We start from the raw sequence: 15705 nt of genomic DNA on the forward strand, positions 1-15705 counted from the left end.
TAGGAACAACGCTTGGGTAACAGACTTTAAAATGAAGTCTAAGCAACAAGAAGGAAAAGAAACAACCATGAGTCCATTCCATGACTCTATTGTTCTGGAAAACCTTGCAATAGTCAAGTTAACGTTTTTACGATTATTAAAAATTTGGAATTGAAAAATCCCCATAAACTTATTTTACGAGGAGGAATGTAATGAAGAGAAGAGTACCATTTATAGAACAGCATCAAAAAACAGAGTGCGGTTTATGTTGTGTAGCAATGGTATCAAGTTATTTTGATCATGAGATTTCTGTCAAAGCTTTACGTAATATTCAAGAAACCGGAAGGGATGGAACAAATTTTGGAAATTTAATTGATATATTAGAGAATATTGGATTTTCTATTAAGTCGTTTCGTTATCCTAAAGAACAAGTTGAAAATTTCTCTAAAATTTTGACTCCAGCAATTGCCTTATGGCAAAGTAAACATTTTGTAGTAATTGAGAAGGCAAATAAAAAATTTGTATGGGTTGTCGATCCAGAGCTTGGTAGAATTAGATATAGTTTGGAAGAATTTTCAGAAGGTTTTTCAGAGTATCTAATCAGTATAGTAGATAGTTCACAAGTATCTAGTAGAAAGAGTAAAGAAAACTTTCAAGTAGTTTATAAACAGTTGTTAAAAACTTGGTCATATTTTATTCCATTACTTTTTTTAACACTAGGTAGTTATGGAGTAAATTTTATTTTTCCTCTATGGATGCAACAAATTTTAAACGAAGTATCGCAGGGAGTATCTATTAAACAATTCGATTTATTACTTAGATTCTTAGGTTTTGTCTCCATATATTTTATTATCATGTTGTGCCAGAGATATTTTGCAATTATATTAACAAGTACTATTGATGAGGGACTAAACAATAGTGTGATAAGTAACCTCTTTAAATTACCTTATAAATTTTTTTCTACTAGAAGTAGCGGAGATTTAATCTACTCAATAAATGGTTTGTCTAGAATCAGACAGTTATTTACAAATCAGTTTATACTTGGGATTTTAGATATAGGGTTTGCTATTTGCATTTTAATCTATTTTGCTAGATTTAATTATATTATATCCTTATTAGCTATTCTATTGCTTTTTTTGAATCTTTCTATATTATTCTTGACCAAACAGAGTTTAGAACAAAGAAATAAGTCATTTATAATTTCTCAAAAAATGACTTACAGAATAAACAAATTGAAATGGTTTATTCTATGATGGGAATTAAAATGGAAGGTTTTGAAGACCAGACATATAAGCAGTGGAAGAGTTTATTTGATAAAAATATATATAGGTATAAATGTAGCGAAATTTTTTCAGGATTTGTGAATTCGTTATTTACTATTATCACATTTATTTCACCTTTTGTATTGCTATTTGTTTCCCTTACAATCAAATAGTAGTGTTGGTATAGGAAGTGTATTTGCACTTTATTCTTTAAGTACTCTTTTATTCAGTAAAACTAATAATATTTTTGAAACAGTAGTATCATTTTATAATAGTAAAACGTTTTTAGCTAGGATAGTTGAAATTTTAGAAGAAGACATGGAGGAAAATGGACAATTAAAATTTGATTTAAAAGGTGATATTGAATTAAGAAATGTATCATTTTCATATACAAAAGATAGTAAAAAAGTTTTAGAAAATATTTCTTTAGAAATAAAACAAGGAGAGCAGGTTGCAATTGTCGGATCATCTGGTTCTGGAAAAAGCACTCTATCTAAGTTATTAATTGGTCTATATCCAGCAAGTTCAGGAAAAATATTGTTTGATAATATAGATTATGATGAATTTGAGAAAAAATACTTACGTCAACAAATTGGAATTGTGCCTCAAGATATGACGCTTTTTAATAAAACTATTCTTGAAAATATTATAGGTGATAATATTATTTCACAAGAAGAAGTAGAGGAAATTTGTAAATTAGTAAATATTCACGATGAAATCCAAAATATGCCTATGGGGTATCATACGATAGTTTCGGAGATGGGATTGAACTTGTCTGGTGGGCAACGTCAAAGAATTATTTTGGCTAGAGCATTAGTCAAGAAACCTCGAATTATGCTCTTAGATGAAGCGACAAGCTATTTAGATAATGTAAACGAAAAACAAATAATGAGAAAATTTAAAGAGCAGAATATTACTATAATTTTGATTGCACATCGTTTATCTACAATTATTGACTCTGATCAGATTTTTGTTATGGACAATGGAAAAATTTCTGAGAGAGGGACGCATAGAGAGCTATTAAATAATAGAGATGGTTTATACAGTCAACTTTATCAAATGAATTATTAATTTTAATAAAAAATCTCAAGTTTAAGTTATTTTGCATCAAATGAGTTGATTATGCTTATCATTTGTATCATACTTCCAAGAAAAGAAAGAATAATCTTATGTTTCAGAGATATGGAGTTTAGTTTTATAGTATCACTTACTAACAATGGAAAATGTAAAAAAATTGAAAAGAATCCTACTTCGTCAAGGATAGTGAGTGATTTACCATAACATACGAGAGAATCAAGATGGTTCTCTCTTTTTATTAGATTTCCTGCAAAACAAAATAATTATTTAGAATTTTAGAAAATTTTGCAAAACCTCATTTGTCAAATTAAGTTAGATATTTTGAAATAACTCAGAAAAACTTGGTGTAGAGTTTGATAGTTCAAGGATTTTCTAGAAATTAGATTTCTTTTACCGATTATAGCTGATAATAATTCTTGGGAAATCTTATTGAAGGCTATCTGATTTGGAAGCCCATGTTTCCGTAGTGAGCTAGGATGTTCATTGAAACCTCGTTAACCAAGGGGTTGTATTGACCCCCAAAAGTTGGACACTTAATAAATGCTTGCTAGACTTTAAAATCTCGGAAATCTCTGTTACAATAGTCATAAGTTTTATATCTTTCTAAGGGAATGTGGTGTTCTCCTAGGATATAGGACTTTTTTTGTTTTGTAAAGGTGTTTCCGAGATTTATTTTACACTAACTGAGAGTATACTGTCAGTTGGGAGAGCGTGATCGCGTGAAACTTGTCTTAAAGAATAGCTCTGAAGGAACACTGTATCCATTATTTCTTTCTTTAACTCAAGAGAGTAGTATGTATTTTTGGTCTTTTTAACCACTTCAATACCATAGCGGTCCATCAAGCGAATCAAATACTTCAGTCCACTGACGTTGACATCAAATTGGCTACAAATCTGTGACCAACTAACTCCTTGTTTTTTTAGCTTGTATATCTCTAATTTATCCTCATGGGGCAATTGGAGATTTTTCGTTATCGGCGATTGTCTTGTATAATCTTAGCTTATGTAAATAGGTTCTTAGAACTTCTTTTTGTTAGTGTATTCTCATTGGGAAAATGTTTTAGAAGATCGGTGGTATATTTTTCTAAATCAAGCTTATGTTGCTTGGTAATTGCCAAGAGGTTCATAATGATATTTCTCTGAAAGAATAGCCAATTTTGTTAGTCGAATTGCCATAGATTAATACCTTATTCAAAATGGTTTCTATTGTTTCTTGATTGAGAGCTTGAAACAAGGTAAGTTTTAATTTAATTTTCTAATACAAACTTTAAGAACAGATTATTTTTGTTTTTCTGATAACAACGACAAGATTGTGGAATTTCCAAAGAAATACTCCGTTGTGACATCAATATAGCCTCCAACTTTATTTTCTATTAGCAGTATGCTGAAGGTGTGAGAATTATGATAGATACATTGTCATAGAGCTAAATTGATTGTTCCATTTTAATTGTTCAAGCTAGCTTGACATAGCTAGAAAAAGATACTTTACACGGAGTCTATTACTATATTAGAATATATAGCTAATCAATCTGTATTGTCATTTTTAAAGCGTTCAATATTATTGCACGATTTACTCATTACTAAAGCTATTTAACGATGTATACTTAGTAGTGTAAAGATGATCATCTAAAAAAAGAAAGGAGAGTTGTTTATGACTAAAGATATTCATAAACGTGAAGAAATTGATAGTCTTGATTTTGAAGTAAACGAGCAAGAGCTTTCAGGCAAATCAGGTTCAGGCTGGTTCACGGCAGTTCAATTAAGTCTAGCAGGTCGTTGCGGTCGATGGTTTACGGGTTCATTTGAATGTACTAGTAACAACGTAAGTTGTGGTAAATAAAAATAGGAGAAAACGATGGAAAACAAGAAAATGTCATCAGAGATTGATAATTTGGATTTTGAAGTAAAAGAACAAGAACTTTCGGGTAAATCAGGTTCAGGCTGGTTTACGGCAGTTCAATTAAGTCTAGCAGGTCGTTGTGGTCGATGGTTTACGGGTTCATTTGAATGTACTAGTAATCATGTAAAATGTGGTTAACTAAGGATTAGAAAATTTTATTCTGATAAATAGCGTTTGTTAAATTTACTATAAACAAGGAAAGTTTTGCGAGGGACAATATGAAAAATAAGCAATATAATTCAGAAATTGACACTTTAGACTTTGAAATTAGCACTCAAGAATTGGAAGGAACTTCTGGTGCAGGAGGCTGGTATTCAGCATTTAAAATGACTCTGGCTGGTCGCTGCGGTCGATGTTTCACATGTTCTTATGAATGTACAAGTAATAATGTTAATTGTTAATTTAGGAAGTATATATGTTTCTTGAGATGTGTAAACTTTCCTTGTTATAGTTGACAGAGATAGAGTTAAATGATAAATTATAGGAGGAATAAAATGAAAGAAAATTATGTAGAAGTTGATAGCTTGCGTCATGAAATTGACAATCAAGAACTATCAGGTAATTCCGCAGCTGGATTCAGAACTGCAGTTCGAATGACTAGTCAAGGTCGCTGTGGGTGGGCTTTCACTTTTTCTTATGAATGTACATCACCAAATGTCCGCTGTGGATAGAATGAACAAGATTGGAGGGTAAGATGGAAGGAATTATTGGAACACTTGAGTTTTATGCTCCCGTATTGATTTTAGGAGTATCCATTATTGGTGTCGTCTACGTTATGAAAAAACGGAAAGAACGGAAATGATGTATATTTAAAAAGCCATACTAGTTTATGGCTTTTTTACTTGTCTTTAGAGAGATTATGCACGAATTACTCATGATATTAAAGAACAGATTGATTATAATAGTCTTGTAAAATAGAAATGGAGGAATACTTATGTCACAATTAGTTGTAAAAAATTTAAATAAAGAGTTTGGGGAGGGAGATAGTCTAGTTCATGCTTTATCGGATGTTAATCTCTCTGTAAAGACAGGAGAATTTCTTGCTATCATGGGAGCAAGCGGCAGTGGAAAAACAACTTTGTTAAACTGTATTTCAACAATTGATAAGCCGACGTCAGGTGATATTTCCTTTGAGGGATTTGATATAATCAATGCAACAGATAATCAGTTGGCAAACTATCGCTCACAAAATATTTCCTATATCTTTCAATCTTATAATTTAGTTGAAACTTTAACAGTTTATGAGAATATTGTCTTACCGTTACAGATTCAAGGAAAAAAAGTTTCTGATTGTCATTTAAAAATAGAAAATATCCTAGAAAAATTATCAATTGGTCAATTACGAAATAAATTTCCCAATCAATTATCAGGAGGACAAAGACAGCGTGTTGCAACTGCACGTGCTCTAATTGATGAATCTAAACTGCTTATTGCAGATGAACCAACAGGTGCTTTAGATTCGGCTAACTCAGAAAATTTAATGGCTCTTCTGCAAGATATTAATCAAGATTTTGGCATTACCATTTTAATGGTGACACATGATCCAGCAGCAGCTAAATATTCATCACGGATTATTCTATTAAAGGATGGGCAAGTTACAGCAGATATGTACCGCCACTCTTTATCAAATGAAGAATATTTACAAGAAATTTATAAACATACACGATAAGGAGAAGTAAGATGTATCTAAAATTAATTCTTAGAAATGTTCAAAGAAATTTACAGACATACACAGTTTACTTTCTTAGTTTGACGTTAATTTATAGTCTACTCTATGCATTTAATGCTTTGCCAAGTCATCCTGTCATGCAAAGTTTATCAGGTGCTAAGGAGATGATGACAACCATTATGTCACAATATATGGGGCTATTATCTTATGTTGTATTGAGTACAATTGCTTTTTTAGTTGTTTACTCCACTGGTTTCGTATTAGGCCGAAGAAAACAAGAGCTAGGTCTATACGCAACATTGGGGATGAAAAAACGTCATATTGTAGGAACGCTTTTCTGTGAGACAATGGTTGTTAATCTGTTTGCTTTGTTTGCAGGATTTATTTTAGGGCTAGGAGTACTGATTGTTCTAGCACATATTGCCTCTAATTTTTTTATGGGGAATTATTTTGGTAATATGTTTTTCCTAGACATGAAATCAGTGAATTTACTAGGAATATCATATTTAGCAACAAGTGTAATTATTGGTGTGATGGACATATTTACCTTTAGAAAGCAAGCTATTATTTCTCTTATTCAAGAAAATGGTGTTAAAAGTTCTATTTTTTCGAAAGGAGAAACAAAGTGGCAAGTGCTATTATTTATCTTATCGGCACTAGTTATTTGCTTTGGATGTGTCTATCTATCAGACTATACTCATATTTCAATTCTTAGAAATTGGGGAATGTTACTTATAACACTGTTTGTATTAGTTATATTTATTTTTTACAGTACATTAAGCCATTCTTTGATCCGCTTAACTTATTCATTGCCAAATTGGTATTTCAAGAAATATAATTCATTTAAACTCAGACAACTATCTAAACAGGCAGATCGTAATTCGGTGACTATATCGGTATTATCGCTTTCCTTGACATTAGCAACTAGCTTATTGATTTTTAGTGGTAGCGCCTACAGTTCATTGAGTAATGATTTAAATAAATTTATTCCTTATGATATTGATGTGCAGATGTTTAAGGGAGAAAAATACCATTATAACAATATAGATGTAAAGAGTAAGTTAAAAGAAGATGGTTTTGACTTTTCGATTATTGATAAAGAGCTTGAGTATCCAACTTATATAAGTGAATTGACTTATAAAGATATTATTGATACAAGCAATTTATGGGATTTAGATAAAGAATTAGGAGATTCGTTCGTTAATATTGTTTCGCTTACTGATTACAATTCTTTATTAAGACTTCAAGGGAAAAAAGAAGTCAGTTTGTCAGACAATGAATTTTTAATAAATGCAAACTATAAAGGTACTAGGAAGCAGATTAGGGAATTTCTCTCTAAAAAATAACGAATTGACTGTTTCCGGTGTAAAGTTAAGGTCAAGTTCTAAAAGTGCTTTGGAAAATGTTTATTTTGTTACTACAGTAGAAAATAATGATCGAGGGACATTGATCGTTCCCTGATAAAGTAGCGAAAAAATTGACTGTTAACAGTTTACATTATGTAGCCTTATATAAAAAAGGGGGATTGATAAACGAAATGTTGAATCATTTTTAGAGAACTGGATTGAAAATTATTATTTTACGGATCAAGAAGGAAATCAATCTGATTTTGTATATCAAACAAAAAGTTCGATCAGCAGAACTATATCTAGGATTTATGGGAGTCATTGTGTTAGTTCTAATTTTTGTGGGGAGTTATTTTTACAGTCATCACATTGAGTATTCTGTCGTTGCAGGCTTCTACAAATGCATTAGAAAGCGTTAATGATTACAATATACTTTATTTACTAGGAAATCAAAGAAAGCAAAATAAAAAAATTATTTTTCAACAGATTCTTGCCTATTTTCTAATCCCGTTGCTAATAGCTGTTCCATTGAGTTATTCACTTAGTAACAGCTTATTAGGCTACTTTGAAAATTTCGCGAATACGACAGTTGTCATTGATGCAAAATATTTATTGTTTATGATTGGCTTATTTGCAGTTTATATCTATTTTACCTATAAAGTTTGTTTAAAGGCTAGTAATCAGACCCGATGAGTGAAAACCAGAATAGGATATTAGCTATCCTTATTCTGGTTTTGTGATATAATGATAATAAAAAATCATAGTAGGAAATTTTAAATATGAAGACGTGGTTAAAGAATATTTCTGATAACTCACTATTGTTATGGTGGATCACTTTAATAAATCATTTTATATTAATGATTTATATATACCTTCAAATTCCATTTGACTTTTCATCAACTTTTACTCAAAAATTTGCAGTTGTTTTTATTATTTTGTTGATTATTTCTACTTACATTTGTAATTTCTTAAAGTTTAAATATAGTGAATTGAAGTTGTGGCTATTACTATCGCTATTTTTAATTAGTTGGCAATTGGCTCTGAATTTGAATGTTGAACACACACATTATTCCATTTTTTAAATTTACTTCATCCCATTAATTCTTTTCTATTAGTTTATAGTTCAGTATCTATTATTTTTGTTAGGTAAAAAAAATAGGTGAGGAACTATTTTTTGTAACTTTTATTGTTATAATTATTACAGAGATATCTTATTTTTTTAGCAAGCCCCTCTTTTTATTTTTATCTATATTTACATCATTTTTCATTTCTTACTTACCTATTATTCTGTTAATGATGTATAAAAAAGAGTTGAAATCTTTTTTAAAATTACCAGAGGAAAAATTTAACCTTCCTTTCATTTTTCCTACCAGTTACTTATATTATTTTATATATTAATACGACTGATATTGGTATTTTAAACTTTTTATGGTATGTAGAAATTCTTTTGGTACTTGTTGCGTTCCACTTGAAAACAATTTATATGAGTTTTCAAAAAAAGATAGATGAGTTGAAACTATTATATATTGAGGGCAAGTTTAAAAGTACTACTGGGGGGTAAGTATCCTTTTGGTTACTACATTTATTATTGTAAGACTAGACTTAAAACAAAGTTTTATTTGTTTTAATTTACTTGTGCTGATAGTTGGATTTCTAACGGAAGAATTTATTAGATTATTTAGAGGTAAGCGGCTAACGGGTGCAAAAGATTATTTAGAAGTTTTATTTTTGAAAAGAAATAAGATGGTGAAGAATTTGTTAGCTAATGAAGATATAGAGCAACAATTCGCAGAATTTCTTCATAACGAAGTATTACAAAGTGTGATGGCTATTAAAAACTTTAATAAATATGGAGAAGATGAGAAGTTTAGAACTCAGATTGGATATGTCTCAGATGAACTAGTTCAACGTATCCGAGAGAGAATGGATTATTATCAACCAATGAGTAGTGGCAATGAGGAGTTAACTAAAAAATATACATCATTAATTGATAGAATATTGAGGAGATATGAGACTATGAAAAAAGTTGAAACAGATTTTCAGTCTGATTTTTTTCTAATGGAACCGTATGATAAGATTCTTTATCGCTTTATTGAAGAGTTAGTGACCAATGCTGTTAAATATTCGTCAGGCCATATTATTTCGTTATCTCTCTCTGTATCTGACGATATTATTTATTTATCTTGTAAAAATGATTATGATATTTCTAGTAACCATCTTGGTTATGGGTTAAAGAATTTAGAAAATCGTGTCAGTGTTTTAGGTGGAACAATAGAAATTCAGACAATGGATGCTATGTTTCAAGTAGAAATCCAATTACCAATAGATAAGGAGTTATGCTATGAAAATTTTATTAATTGATGATCACAAGTTGTTTAGTCAGAGCATAAAAATGATTTTAGAGCTATCAGAAACAATTGATTATGTTGATTTAGTTGAAAATTTTCAATCAGTAGATGATATTGATTATAGTCGATACGATATCATTTTGATAGATATTAATTTGACTAGTATTTATGAAACAGATGGATTAGCCTTGGCAGAAGAAATGATAAAAAAAGAACGAGGTATTAAAATCGTTATTTTAACAGGATATAGCAAAAAAATTTATGAATATCGAGCTCAGAAGATGGGAGCTTATGCTTTTATTGATAAAAGTATCGATCCAGATAAGCTTCTTACTCAATTAAAAGGTATATATAGTGGAAAAAAGTATTTTTCGGTAGAAGAAATCGTGGATATCTTGTCTGAACGAGAGATAGAAGTGTTAGAATCGGTCAGAGAATCGGTCAGAAATGGTTTAACAATTGTGAAACCTTATTTTTAAGCAAACGGACTGTTTCGAATCATTTGGCAAATGTATTTTCAAAGCTAGGTGTTAATAATAGGCAGGAGGCAATCCATAAAGCAGAACTTTTAGGATATTTCTCTCCAGAGTAGGATTATCTTTTATGCCAATTTGGCATAAAATTTAAGATTCGTTCAAATCTTAATTATAATTTCATTAGGAGTGAACGAATGTATAGGCGACTAAGAGATATGAGGGAGGATTCTGACTATAGTCAAGAGTTTATTTCAAATTATTTGAGTTGTAGTCAATCCTTTTATTCTAGAATAGAAAGTGGCACCAGAGAATTGCCAGTAGATATTTTGATTAAGCTTTCAAATCTTTATAGTGTGAGCACGGATTATTTGTTACATCTAACAGATTTTCGTAAAAGAATACAAAAATAGAAGTCTCTCCTTGTTTGTTCATTGACAACTGAATAAACCAAGGTGGGACTTTAATCATTTGTGGAGCAATTTAGCCTGGTACGCCGTGAGATGAGCGAGAATTATCGGCTATAAAATAGGTTGGTTACCTATCTGCCATGAGACAAATGAGGATAATGATACTTCTGAACGTTCAGGCTGCCATCGAGAAAGGACAGCGGGTGCAATCCCCATGTAGGACTTAACCAGTTCTTCCCACTGAGGTCAATATTTTGAAGTAAAGGAAAAACGTTTATGGAAAAAATACAAACAGGTGCGGAATTACCGCAGGTTGTGATTGAGGGTTATAAGGTGACGGTGCAAGTGACGAATAAGTCACTTAGTCTGACGGATATTTTAGATGATTTATTAGGTCGAAAGCTTGAAAAAATTTGAGGTTTTAGCGGACATGTTTTTAGAAATGATGTAAAATAGAGTTGTAGAACCTCAATCCTTAATCGGTAAGCACCTAAATACTGATTAAGGAGATACATATGACAAAAACCTGTATTTATTTACGCTTATCACGAGATGATGGGGATAATGTGGAAAGTAATTCCATCATCAACCAACGCTCACTTTTGAGAGATTATGCCAGAAATCATGATTTCACCATTTTAGAAGAATTTATGGATGATGGTATTAGTGGCTTAACCTTTAACCGCCCTGACTTTAACCGTATGATGGCTATGGTGAATGATAAGACAATTGATACTATTATTGTTAAGGACTTGTCACGCTTCGGTCGTGACTATATTGAGACTGGGAAATACCTTCAGCGAATTTTTCCTGCTATGGGAGTTAGGTTTATCTCGGTTAATGATCACTATGATAGTATGACTGCTGATACAAATGAAACACACTTGGTTATGCCCATTAAAAGTCTAATTAACGATAGCTACTGTCGAGACATTTCAACCAAAGTTCGAAGCACTCAAAAAGCTAAACGACAAAAGGGCGAGTTTATTGGAGCTTTTGCCCCTTATGGCTATCGCAAAGATGAAAAGCAACGGAATCATCTAGTGGTTGATGAGAATGTACGCCCTACTATTGAGAAAATCTTTACTCTTAAATTAGAGGGATATTCGTCAAACGCTATTGCAGAGTTTCTTAATCAAGCTGGGGTAGAAACGCCTCTACAACGTAAGAAAGCCTGTCAAGAAAAGATTAAAGGCTTTCATGGTCATAACTACAAGTGGGATACCAAAATGGTCAATCGTATCCTGATTAATCGTGTCTATACTGGCACTTTGGAACAGGGGAAGCAAACCAAACTCAACTACAAGTCTCAAAAGTCTGTAGCTGTGAATCCAGCAGATTGGGTACGAGTTGATGATACACATGAGGCGATTATCTCAAAAAGTACGTTTGAGCTTGCTAATAATCTCTTACTCAGAGATGTCAAACATGGGAAGAAGCTGCCTGACATATTTGCAGGATTATTATTTTGCAGCGACTGTCAGGCTCAACTTGTACAACGAAAACTCCGCTACAAGGACAAAGAGACTGTTCAATATATTTGTAGCACCTACAATAATGGACGAGGCTGTAGCCGCCATGCAATTAAACAAGAGAGATTGCTTGACTTAGTATCGACCGTTATTCATCAACACCTTGACTGGAAGTCTTTTCTGATTAAAGCTGTTCCTGATTATTTAGACCAAGAACAGTTTTTGGAAGTTGATTTTACTTCTTTGCTTGCGAATCGCAAGAAGTATGAACAGTTGCTCCAGTCCTTGTACTTGGATTTAGACGACGGTTTGATCAATGATACAGAATACCAAGAGTTTCAGCGAAGCTATCGGCAAAAGCTAAAACAGATTGAGGACACCATCATTCAAAAGAAAGCACTGGCTCAAACCCTGTATGACAAACTTCAGGATAAGGAACGGTGGTTAAACCAGTTGAGTGAAATCCAAAAAGATAAAGAACTCAATCGTCTCACTTTAGTGACCTTACTTGACCGGATTGTCATTCATGAGAATCAGGAGTTGACCTTAGTGTTTCATGATGTGGCAGAATTAGAAATCCTCCAGCAGTTTTCTCATAAAGAGACGGAGGTGATCTAATGGCCCGTACCAAGAACCGCTACCGCAAGCAAACGAGCGAAGAGACACCACTTCAAACTTATCTTACAGGCATTTACATTCGTTTGTCGAATGAACGTACAGAAAGTTGGCGAAACAAATCGCACTCCTTAGAAACGCAAGAAAGTCTAGCTAGAGCTTTTGCTAAGGAGAAAGGTTTAGTTGTAACCAAGTGTTACATCGACTACGAGTATTCAGGCACAACTTTTAACCGACCTGCCTACCAGGACATGATGGATGACCTCAAAAAAGGTATCATCAACTGTATCTTAATTCGAGACTTATCTCGTCTGGGTCGTAACTATATTGAGATGGGACGACTGATTGATAAAGTATTCCCTTTTATGGGGGTTCGCTTTATCTCAATCAATGATAACCTAGACACTCTCAATGGGTTAGGAGATAAGAAATCCTTTGAGGTGGAAATTAAGAATTTGGTCAATGACCTTTATTCTAAGGATATTTCAAAGAAAGTTACCGCTAGTCACATTCAGAAAGCCAAACAAGGTTATGTCATCGCTGGTTTTGCCCCATATGGTTACCAATTAAGGAAACAAAATGGTGGCAATCGATTGCTCATTGATTCAGTGGTTCAACCAATTATGGCAGATGTCTTTGAAAAGTTATTAGCAGGCCTATCTATTAAACAGGTGACAAAATACCTTAATCAACAGAATGTTGCTACGCCAATGTCTTATCGCCAAACAGGAAAAGTCTATAGAGCAGAACAAGACAATCGACAATGGAGAAGCGCTAATCTTCAGCGACTGGTGCAAAATCCTGCATTTTATGGTAGTCTGATTCAACGTCGGCATAATAAGACCTTATCAGAAAAAGATTACATCCAGGTAGATGATTGTCATGAGGCTTATATCACTAAGGAAGACTACCAGACCCTTCGGAGACTCAGTCGTGAACGTCGCCAAACAAGAAAGCATACTCAACTTAGAACAGCTAATCGGTATAGGGGGCTTGTTTATGCTAAGGGAAAAGCAACTCAAATGCCAAGATATTGCAAGCATTTCTCAACTCTCAATTCAGAGTATGATTACTATTACTTTATGGATTACCTTTATGATTCAGAATCATTGGAAAGACAGACTGTCTATATCAGTGAACAAGCCTTAGATAAGATTGTGTTGAGCGTAGTTCAGACAGAGATGAATCGGCTTGGTACGATGAAATACTTGTTGCCAAGATTAGAAACAAAGAGGGAGGAATGCCTTAAAGTCTATCAAAAACAAATCAAAAACCATCAAAGGGCTTTGACTAGCTTGCAAGCTGAGCAAAGCGAACTTTACCAGAACTACCGCCTTGAAGCTCAGGAGAGAGAGACCTATCTGTCTCAAAAGGCTACTATCACCTCAAAGATTGAAACCCTCTCACAAGAGATAGCTCATTATGAGGCTTTGATGAGGCAGATTGAGGAGAAACATAGCCAGCAAGTGAACTGGGTTAGACATCTAGCTAAGAGCCAAAATCAAGTTGTTTTAACGGGAGAACTCTTAAATGTTTTAATAGAACGGATTGAGGTTGATGTGGATAAGTCTGTAACAGTCACTTTTACTTGCCAGATTGGAGGTAATGAACGTGACTAAAATTGCTCTGTACCTCCGTTTGTCAGTAGATGAGGCTGAAACAGATGAAAGTAACTCAATCACGAATCAACGGTACTTGTTAAACCATTATCTTGACCAAACACCTGAGTTTAAGAACTGGGAGCGCTTGGAATTTGTGGACGATGGTTTTTCAGGAACAAGCCTGAATCGTCCGTCTTTTCAACGGTTGATGGCTGCTGTGAAGGTGGGAACTATCCGACATATCCTTGTTAAAGACTTGTCCCGATTTATGCGTGATTATCTGGAGTTAGGGAACTATTTGGAAAATATCTTTCCTTTTCTTGGGGTTCGCTTCATCGCTCTCAATGACCACTATGACAGTTTGACGTCTGAACAGAATGGACTAGATATTGATGTGCCTTTTCGGAATTTACTCAATGATTTCTATGCCAAAGATGTTTCTGAAAAGGTTAAGAGTGCGATGAACAGCATGAAACGCTCGGGCAAAAACATGAGCTGGTTGCCCCCATTTGGTTATCTCAAGGATCCAGAGGACCGTTTCAAGATTATTATTGATGAGACAGTTGCACCAATTGTTCGACGGATTTTCGCCTTGTACCTTGATGGTAATAGTTACCAAACAATTGCTCGACTCCTGAATGAAGAACAAGTCATTACTCCAGCAGAACGAAAGATGCAAATCAGTCAGGCACGTTACGCAAAGTCACTCCGTTTAACAACTGAGAAAAAACGAAATGTTTGGAGTAGCACTACCGTTGGTCAAATTTTAAAGAATGAAGCCTATAAGGGAACTTATCTTTTTAATACTCGGACGTATGTAAGGGGGAAGCATGTTTTCAGACCGAAATCAGAGTGGGAGCGGATTGAGAACAATCACGAAGCGATTATTTCATCAGAACTATTTGAACAAGTTGTCCAATTAAAAGGATCAAAAGCCACTAAAAGAAAACAGCATCAGATACCTAAAACATCATCTGTATTGACAGGTCTGATTCGTTGTGAGCATTGTGATCATTCTTTGATTGGACATTACAACCATCAAGGTTACCAATATTTTTCCTGTCGTTATTGTAAGGGGCAGGGAGAAAAAATGAAGTCTTGTCGAGTGGATAGGATTGAACAAGCAATCAAAGGGAAACTAGGAGATGAAGCGGTAAAACCTCATCAAAAGGTATCTAAGACCCTTGTTCTTCGGGAAATTGAACGATTGAAGACAGAAAAACTTGCCTGCTTTCAGGACTATAAGGATAGCCTGTTGACCAGAGAAGATTATATTGCCAAGAAAAAGGAAGTGGATAAATCTGTTCAGGCTTTGGAAGAGCAGTTGAAAGAAGCTAGCTATGTTCAGTTACCAACTGACAAGAGGTTAAGCAAAGAAATTGTAGTTGCACACGTTGACAAAGTTGTGGTTGATTGTCTTGGTTTTTTTACAGTCATCTACAAATAGCTGAGGAGGAGACTTGTATCCTAGCAAGTCTCTTTCTTGATGGGATAGTTTGTGGTATAATGAGTGTGTAATCTAGCAAATAAATAGTGTCAGTTACTTGACATAA

At 33.4% G+C, this 15705-nt stretch carries 17 protein-coding genes; all 17 read left to right on the forward strand.

All coding sequences use genetic code 11. From position 1 onward, the window contains the following. The first annotated feature begins 191 nt into the window (after nt 1-191). The 17 genes from AB1F57_RS01495 (at nt 192) to AB1F57_RS01575 (ending at nt 15599) form a co-directional block, all read left to right on the forward strand. Nucleotides 192-1232: a cysteine peptidase family C39 domain-containing protein gene (locus AB1F57_RS01495; RefSeq protein ID WP_367985964.1), complete on the forward strand. Its 1041-nt coding sequence runs from the start codon at nt 192-194 to the stop codon at nt 1230-1232. Between the two features lie 159 nt (nt 1233-1391). Beyond that, complete coding sequence (locus tag AB1F57_RS01500) at nt 1392-2312, forward strand: peptidase domain-containing ABC transporter (RefSeq protein ID WP_367985965.1); 921 nt, start codon at nt 1392-1394, stop codon at nt 2310-2312. A 1657-nt stretch (nt 2313-3969) separates the two neighbouring features. After that, complete coding sequence (gene slmA / locus AB1F57_RS01505; RefSeq protein ID WP_024394059.1) at nt 3970-4158, forward strand: salivaricin M family lantibiotic; 189 nt, start codon at nt 3970-3972, stop codon at nt 4156-4158. A 15-nt stretch (nt 4159-4173) separates the two neighbouring features. Further along, nucleotides 4174-4356 (forward strand): salivaricin M family lantibiotic, encoded by a 183-nt coding sequence (gene slmA / locus AB1F57_RS01510; RefSeq protein ID WP_024394058.1) that lies wholly within the window; start codon nt 4174-4176, stop codon nt 4354-4356. 80 nt (nt 4357-4436) lie between these two features. Further along, nucleotides 4437-4619 (forward strand): salivaricin M family lantibiotic, encoded by a 183-nt coding sequence (slmA, locus tag AB1F57_RS01515; protein ID WP_024394057.1) that lies wholly within the window; start codon nt 4437-4439, stop codon nt 4617-4619. A gap of 93 nt (nt 4620-4712) precedes the next feature. Next, entirely contained in the window at nt 4713-4889 is a 177-nt protein-coding gene (slmA, locus tag AB1F57_RS01520) for a salivaricin M family lantibiotic (protein ID WP_024394056.1), read from the forward strand. Nucleotides 4890-5152: 263 nt separating this feature from the next. Beyond that, nucleotides 5153-5887, forward strand: a complete 735-nt coding sequence (locus tag AB1F57_RS01525; RefSeq protein WP_024394055.1) for an ABC transporter ATP-binding protein — start codon at nt 5153-5155, stop codon at nt 5885-5887. An 11-nt stretch (nt 5888-5898) separates the two neighbouring features. Beyond that, a complete protein-coding gene (locus tag AB1F57_RS01530; protein ID WP_367985968.1) occupies nt 5899-7233 on the forward strand; it encodes an FtsX-like permease family protein in 1335 nt (444 codons plus the stop codon). Between the two features lie 339 nt (nt 7234-7572). Beyond that, a complete protein-coding gene (locus AB1F57_RS01535) occupies nt 7573-7926 on the forward strand; it encodes an FtsX-like permease family protein (RefSeq protein ID WP_367985969.1) in 354 nt (117 codons plus the stop codon). 876 nt (nt 7927-8802) lie between these two features. Next, on the forward strand, nt 8803-9594 hold the full coding sequence (locus AB1F57_RS01540; protein WP_367985971.1) for a sensor histidine kinase: 792 nt from the start codon (nt 8803-8805) through the stop codon (nt 9592-9594). Continuing rightward, nucleotides 9575-10060: a response regulator transcription factor gene (locus AB1F57_RS01545; RefSeq protein WP_367985972.1), complete on the forward strand. Its 486-nt coding sequence runs from the start codon at nt 9575-9577 to the stop codon at nt 10058-10060. Before AB1F57_RS01540 ends, AB1F57_RS01545 begins: the two co-directional genes overlap by 20 nt. Before the next feature lie 23 nt (nt 10061-10083). Further along, nucleotides 10084-10173 carry a hypothetical protein gene (locus AB1F57_RS01550; protein WP_367985973.1) on the forward strand — a complete coding sequence of 30 codons (90 nt, stop codon included), beginning with the start codon at nt 10084-10086 and terminating at the stop codon, nt 10171-10173. Nucleotides 10174-10251: 78 nt separating this feature from the next. Continuing rightward, nucleotides 10252-10467: a helix-turn-helix domain-containing protein gene (locus AB1F57_RS01555; protein WP_044680671.1), complete on the forward strand. Its 216-nt coding sequence runs from the start codon at nt 10252-10254 to the stop codon at nt 10465-10467. Nucleotides 10468-10740: 273 nt separating this feature from the next. Continuing rightward, nucleotides 10741-10881 carry a hypothetical protein gene (locus AB1F57_RS01560; protein ID WP_032499446.1) on the forward strand — a complete coding sequence of 47 codons (141 nt, stop codon included), beginning with the start codon at nt 10741-10743 and terminating at the stop codon, nt 10879-10881. Between the two features lie 98 nt (nt 10882-10979). Continuing rightward, nucleotides 10980-12554, forward strand: a complete 1575-nt coding sequence (locus tag AB1F57_RS01565) for a recombinase family protein (protein WP_044980248.1) — start codon at nt 10980-10982, stop codon at nt 12552-12554. Beyond that, nucleotides 12554-14170: a recombinase family protein gene (locus tag AB1F57_RS01570; protein WP_044980247.1), complete on the forward strand. Its 1617-nt coding sequence runs from the start codon at nt 12554-12556 to the stop codon at nt 14168-14170. Before AB1F57_RS01565 ends, AB1F57_RS01570 begins: the two co-directional genes overlap by 1 nt. Further along, the gene (locus tag AB1F57_RS01575) at nt 14157-15599 is read left to right on the forward strand and encodes a recombinase family protein (RefSeq protein WP_228475522.1); all 1443 of its coding nucleotides are present in this window, start codon (nt 14157-14159) and stop codon (nt 15597-15599) included. Before AB1F57_RS01570 ends, AB1F57_RS01575 begins: the two co-directional genes overlap by 14 nt. Nucleotides 15600-15705: the final 106 nt, after the last annotated feature.

Source organism: Streptococcus nasisuis, assembly GCF_040836615.1.
In the GTDB taxonomy this organism is placed as follows: domain Bacteria; phylum Bacillota; class Bacilli; order Lactobacillales; family Streptococcaceae; genus Streptococcus; species Streptococcus suis_V.

Coding starts and splice junctions, on each gene's coding strand:
- AB1F57_RS01545 (WP_367985972.1), top strand. CDS start 9,575: ATGAAAATTTTATTAATTGATGATCACAAGTTGTTTAGTCAGAGCATA.
- AB1F57_RS01525 (WP_024394055.1), top strand. CDS start 5,153: ATGTCACAATTAGTTGTAAAAAATTTAAATAAAGAGTTTGGGGAGGGA.
- AB1F57_RS01570 (WP_044980247.1), top strand. CDS start 12,554: ATGGCCCGTACCAAGAACCGCTACCGCAAGCAAACGAGCGAAGAGACA.
- AB1F57_RS01555 (WP_044680671.1), top strand. CDS start 10,252: ATGTATAGGCGACTAAGAGATATGAGGGAGGATTCTGACTATAGTCAA.
- slmA (WP_024394058.1), top strand. CDS start 4,174: ATGGAAAACAAGAAAATGTCATCAGAGATTGATAATTTGGATTTTGAA.
- slmA (WP_024394057.1), top strand. CDS start 4,437: ATGAAAAATAAGCAATATAATTCAGAAATTGACACTTTAGACTTTGAA.
- AB1F57_RS01560 (WP_032499446.1), top strand. CDS start 10,741: ATGGAAAAAATACAAACAGGTGCGGAATTACCGCAGGTTGTGATTGAG.
- AB1F57_RS01565 (WP_044980248.1), top strand. CDS start 10,980: ATGACAAAAACCTGTATTTATTTACGCTTATCACGAGATGATGGGGAT.
- slmA (WP_024394059.1), top strand. CDS start 3,970: ATGACTAAAGATATTCATAAACGTGAAGAAATTGATAGTCTTGATTTT.
- AB1F57_RS01495 (WP_367985964.1), top strand. CDS start 192: ATGAAGAGAAGAGTACCATTTATAGAACAGCATCAAAAAACAGAGTGC.
- AB1F57_RS01575 (WP_228475522.1), top strand. CDS start 14,157: ATGAACGTGACTAAAATTGCTCTGTACCTCCGTTTGTCAGTAGATGAG.
- slmA (WP_024394056.1), top strand. CDS start 4,713: ATGAAAGAAAATTATGTAGAAGTTGATAGCTTGCGTCATGAAATTGAC.
- AB1F57_RS01530 (WP_367985968.1), top strand. CDS start 5,899: ATGTATCTAAAATTAATTCTTAGAAATGTTCAAAGAAATTTACAGACA.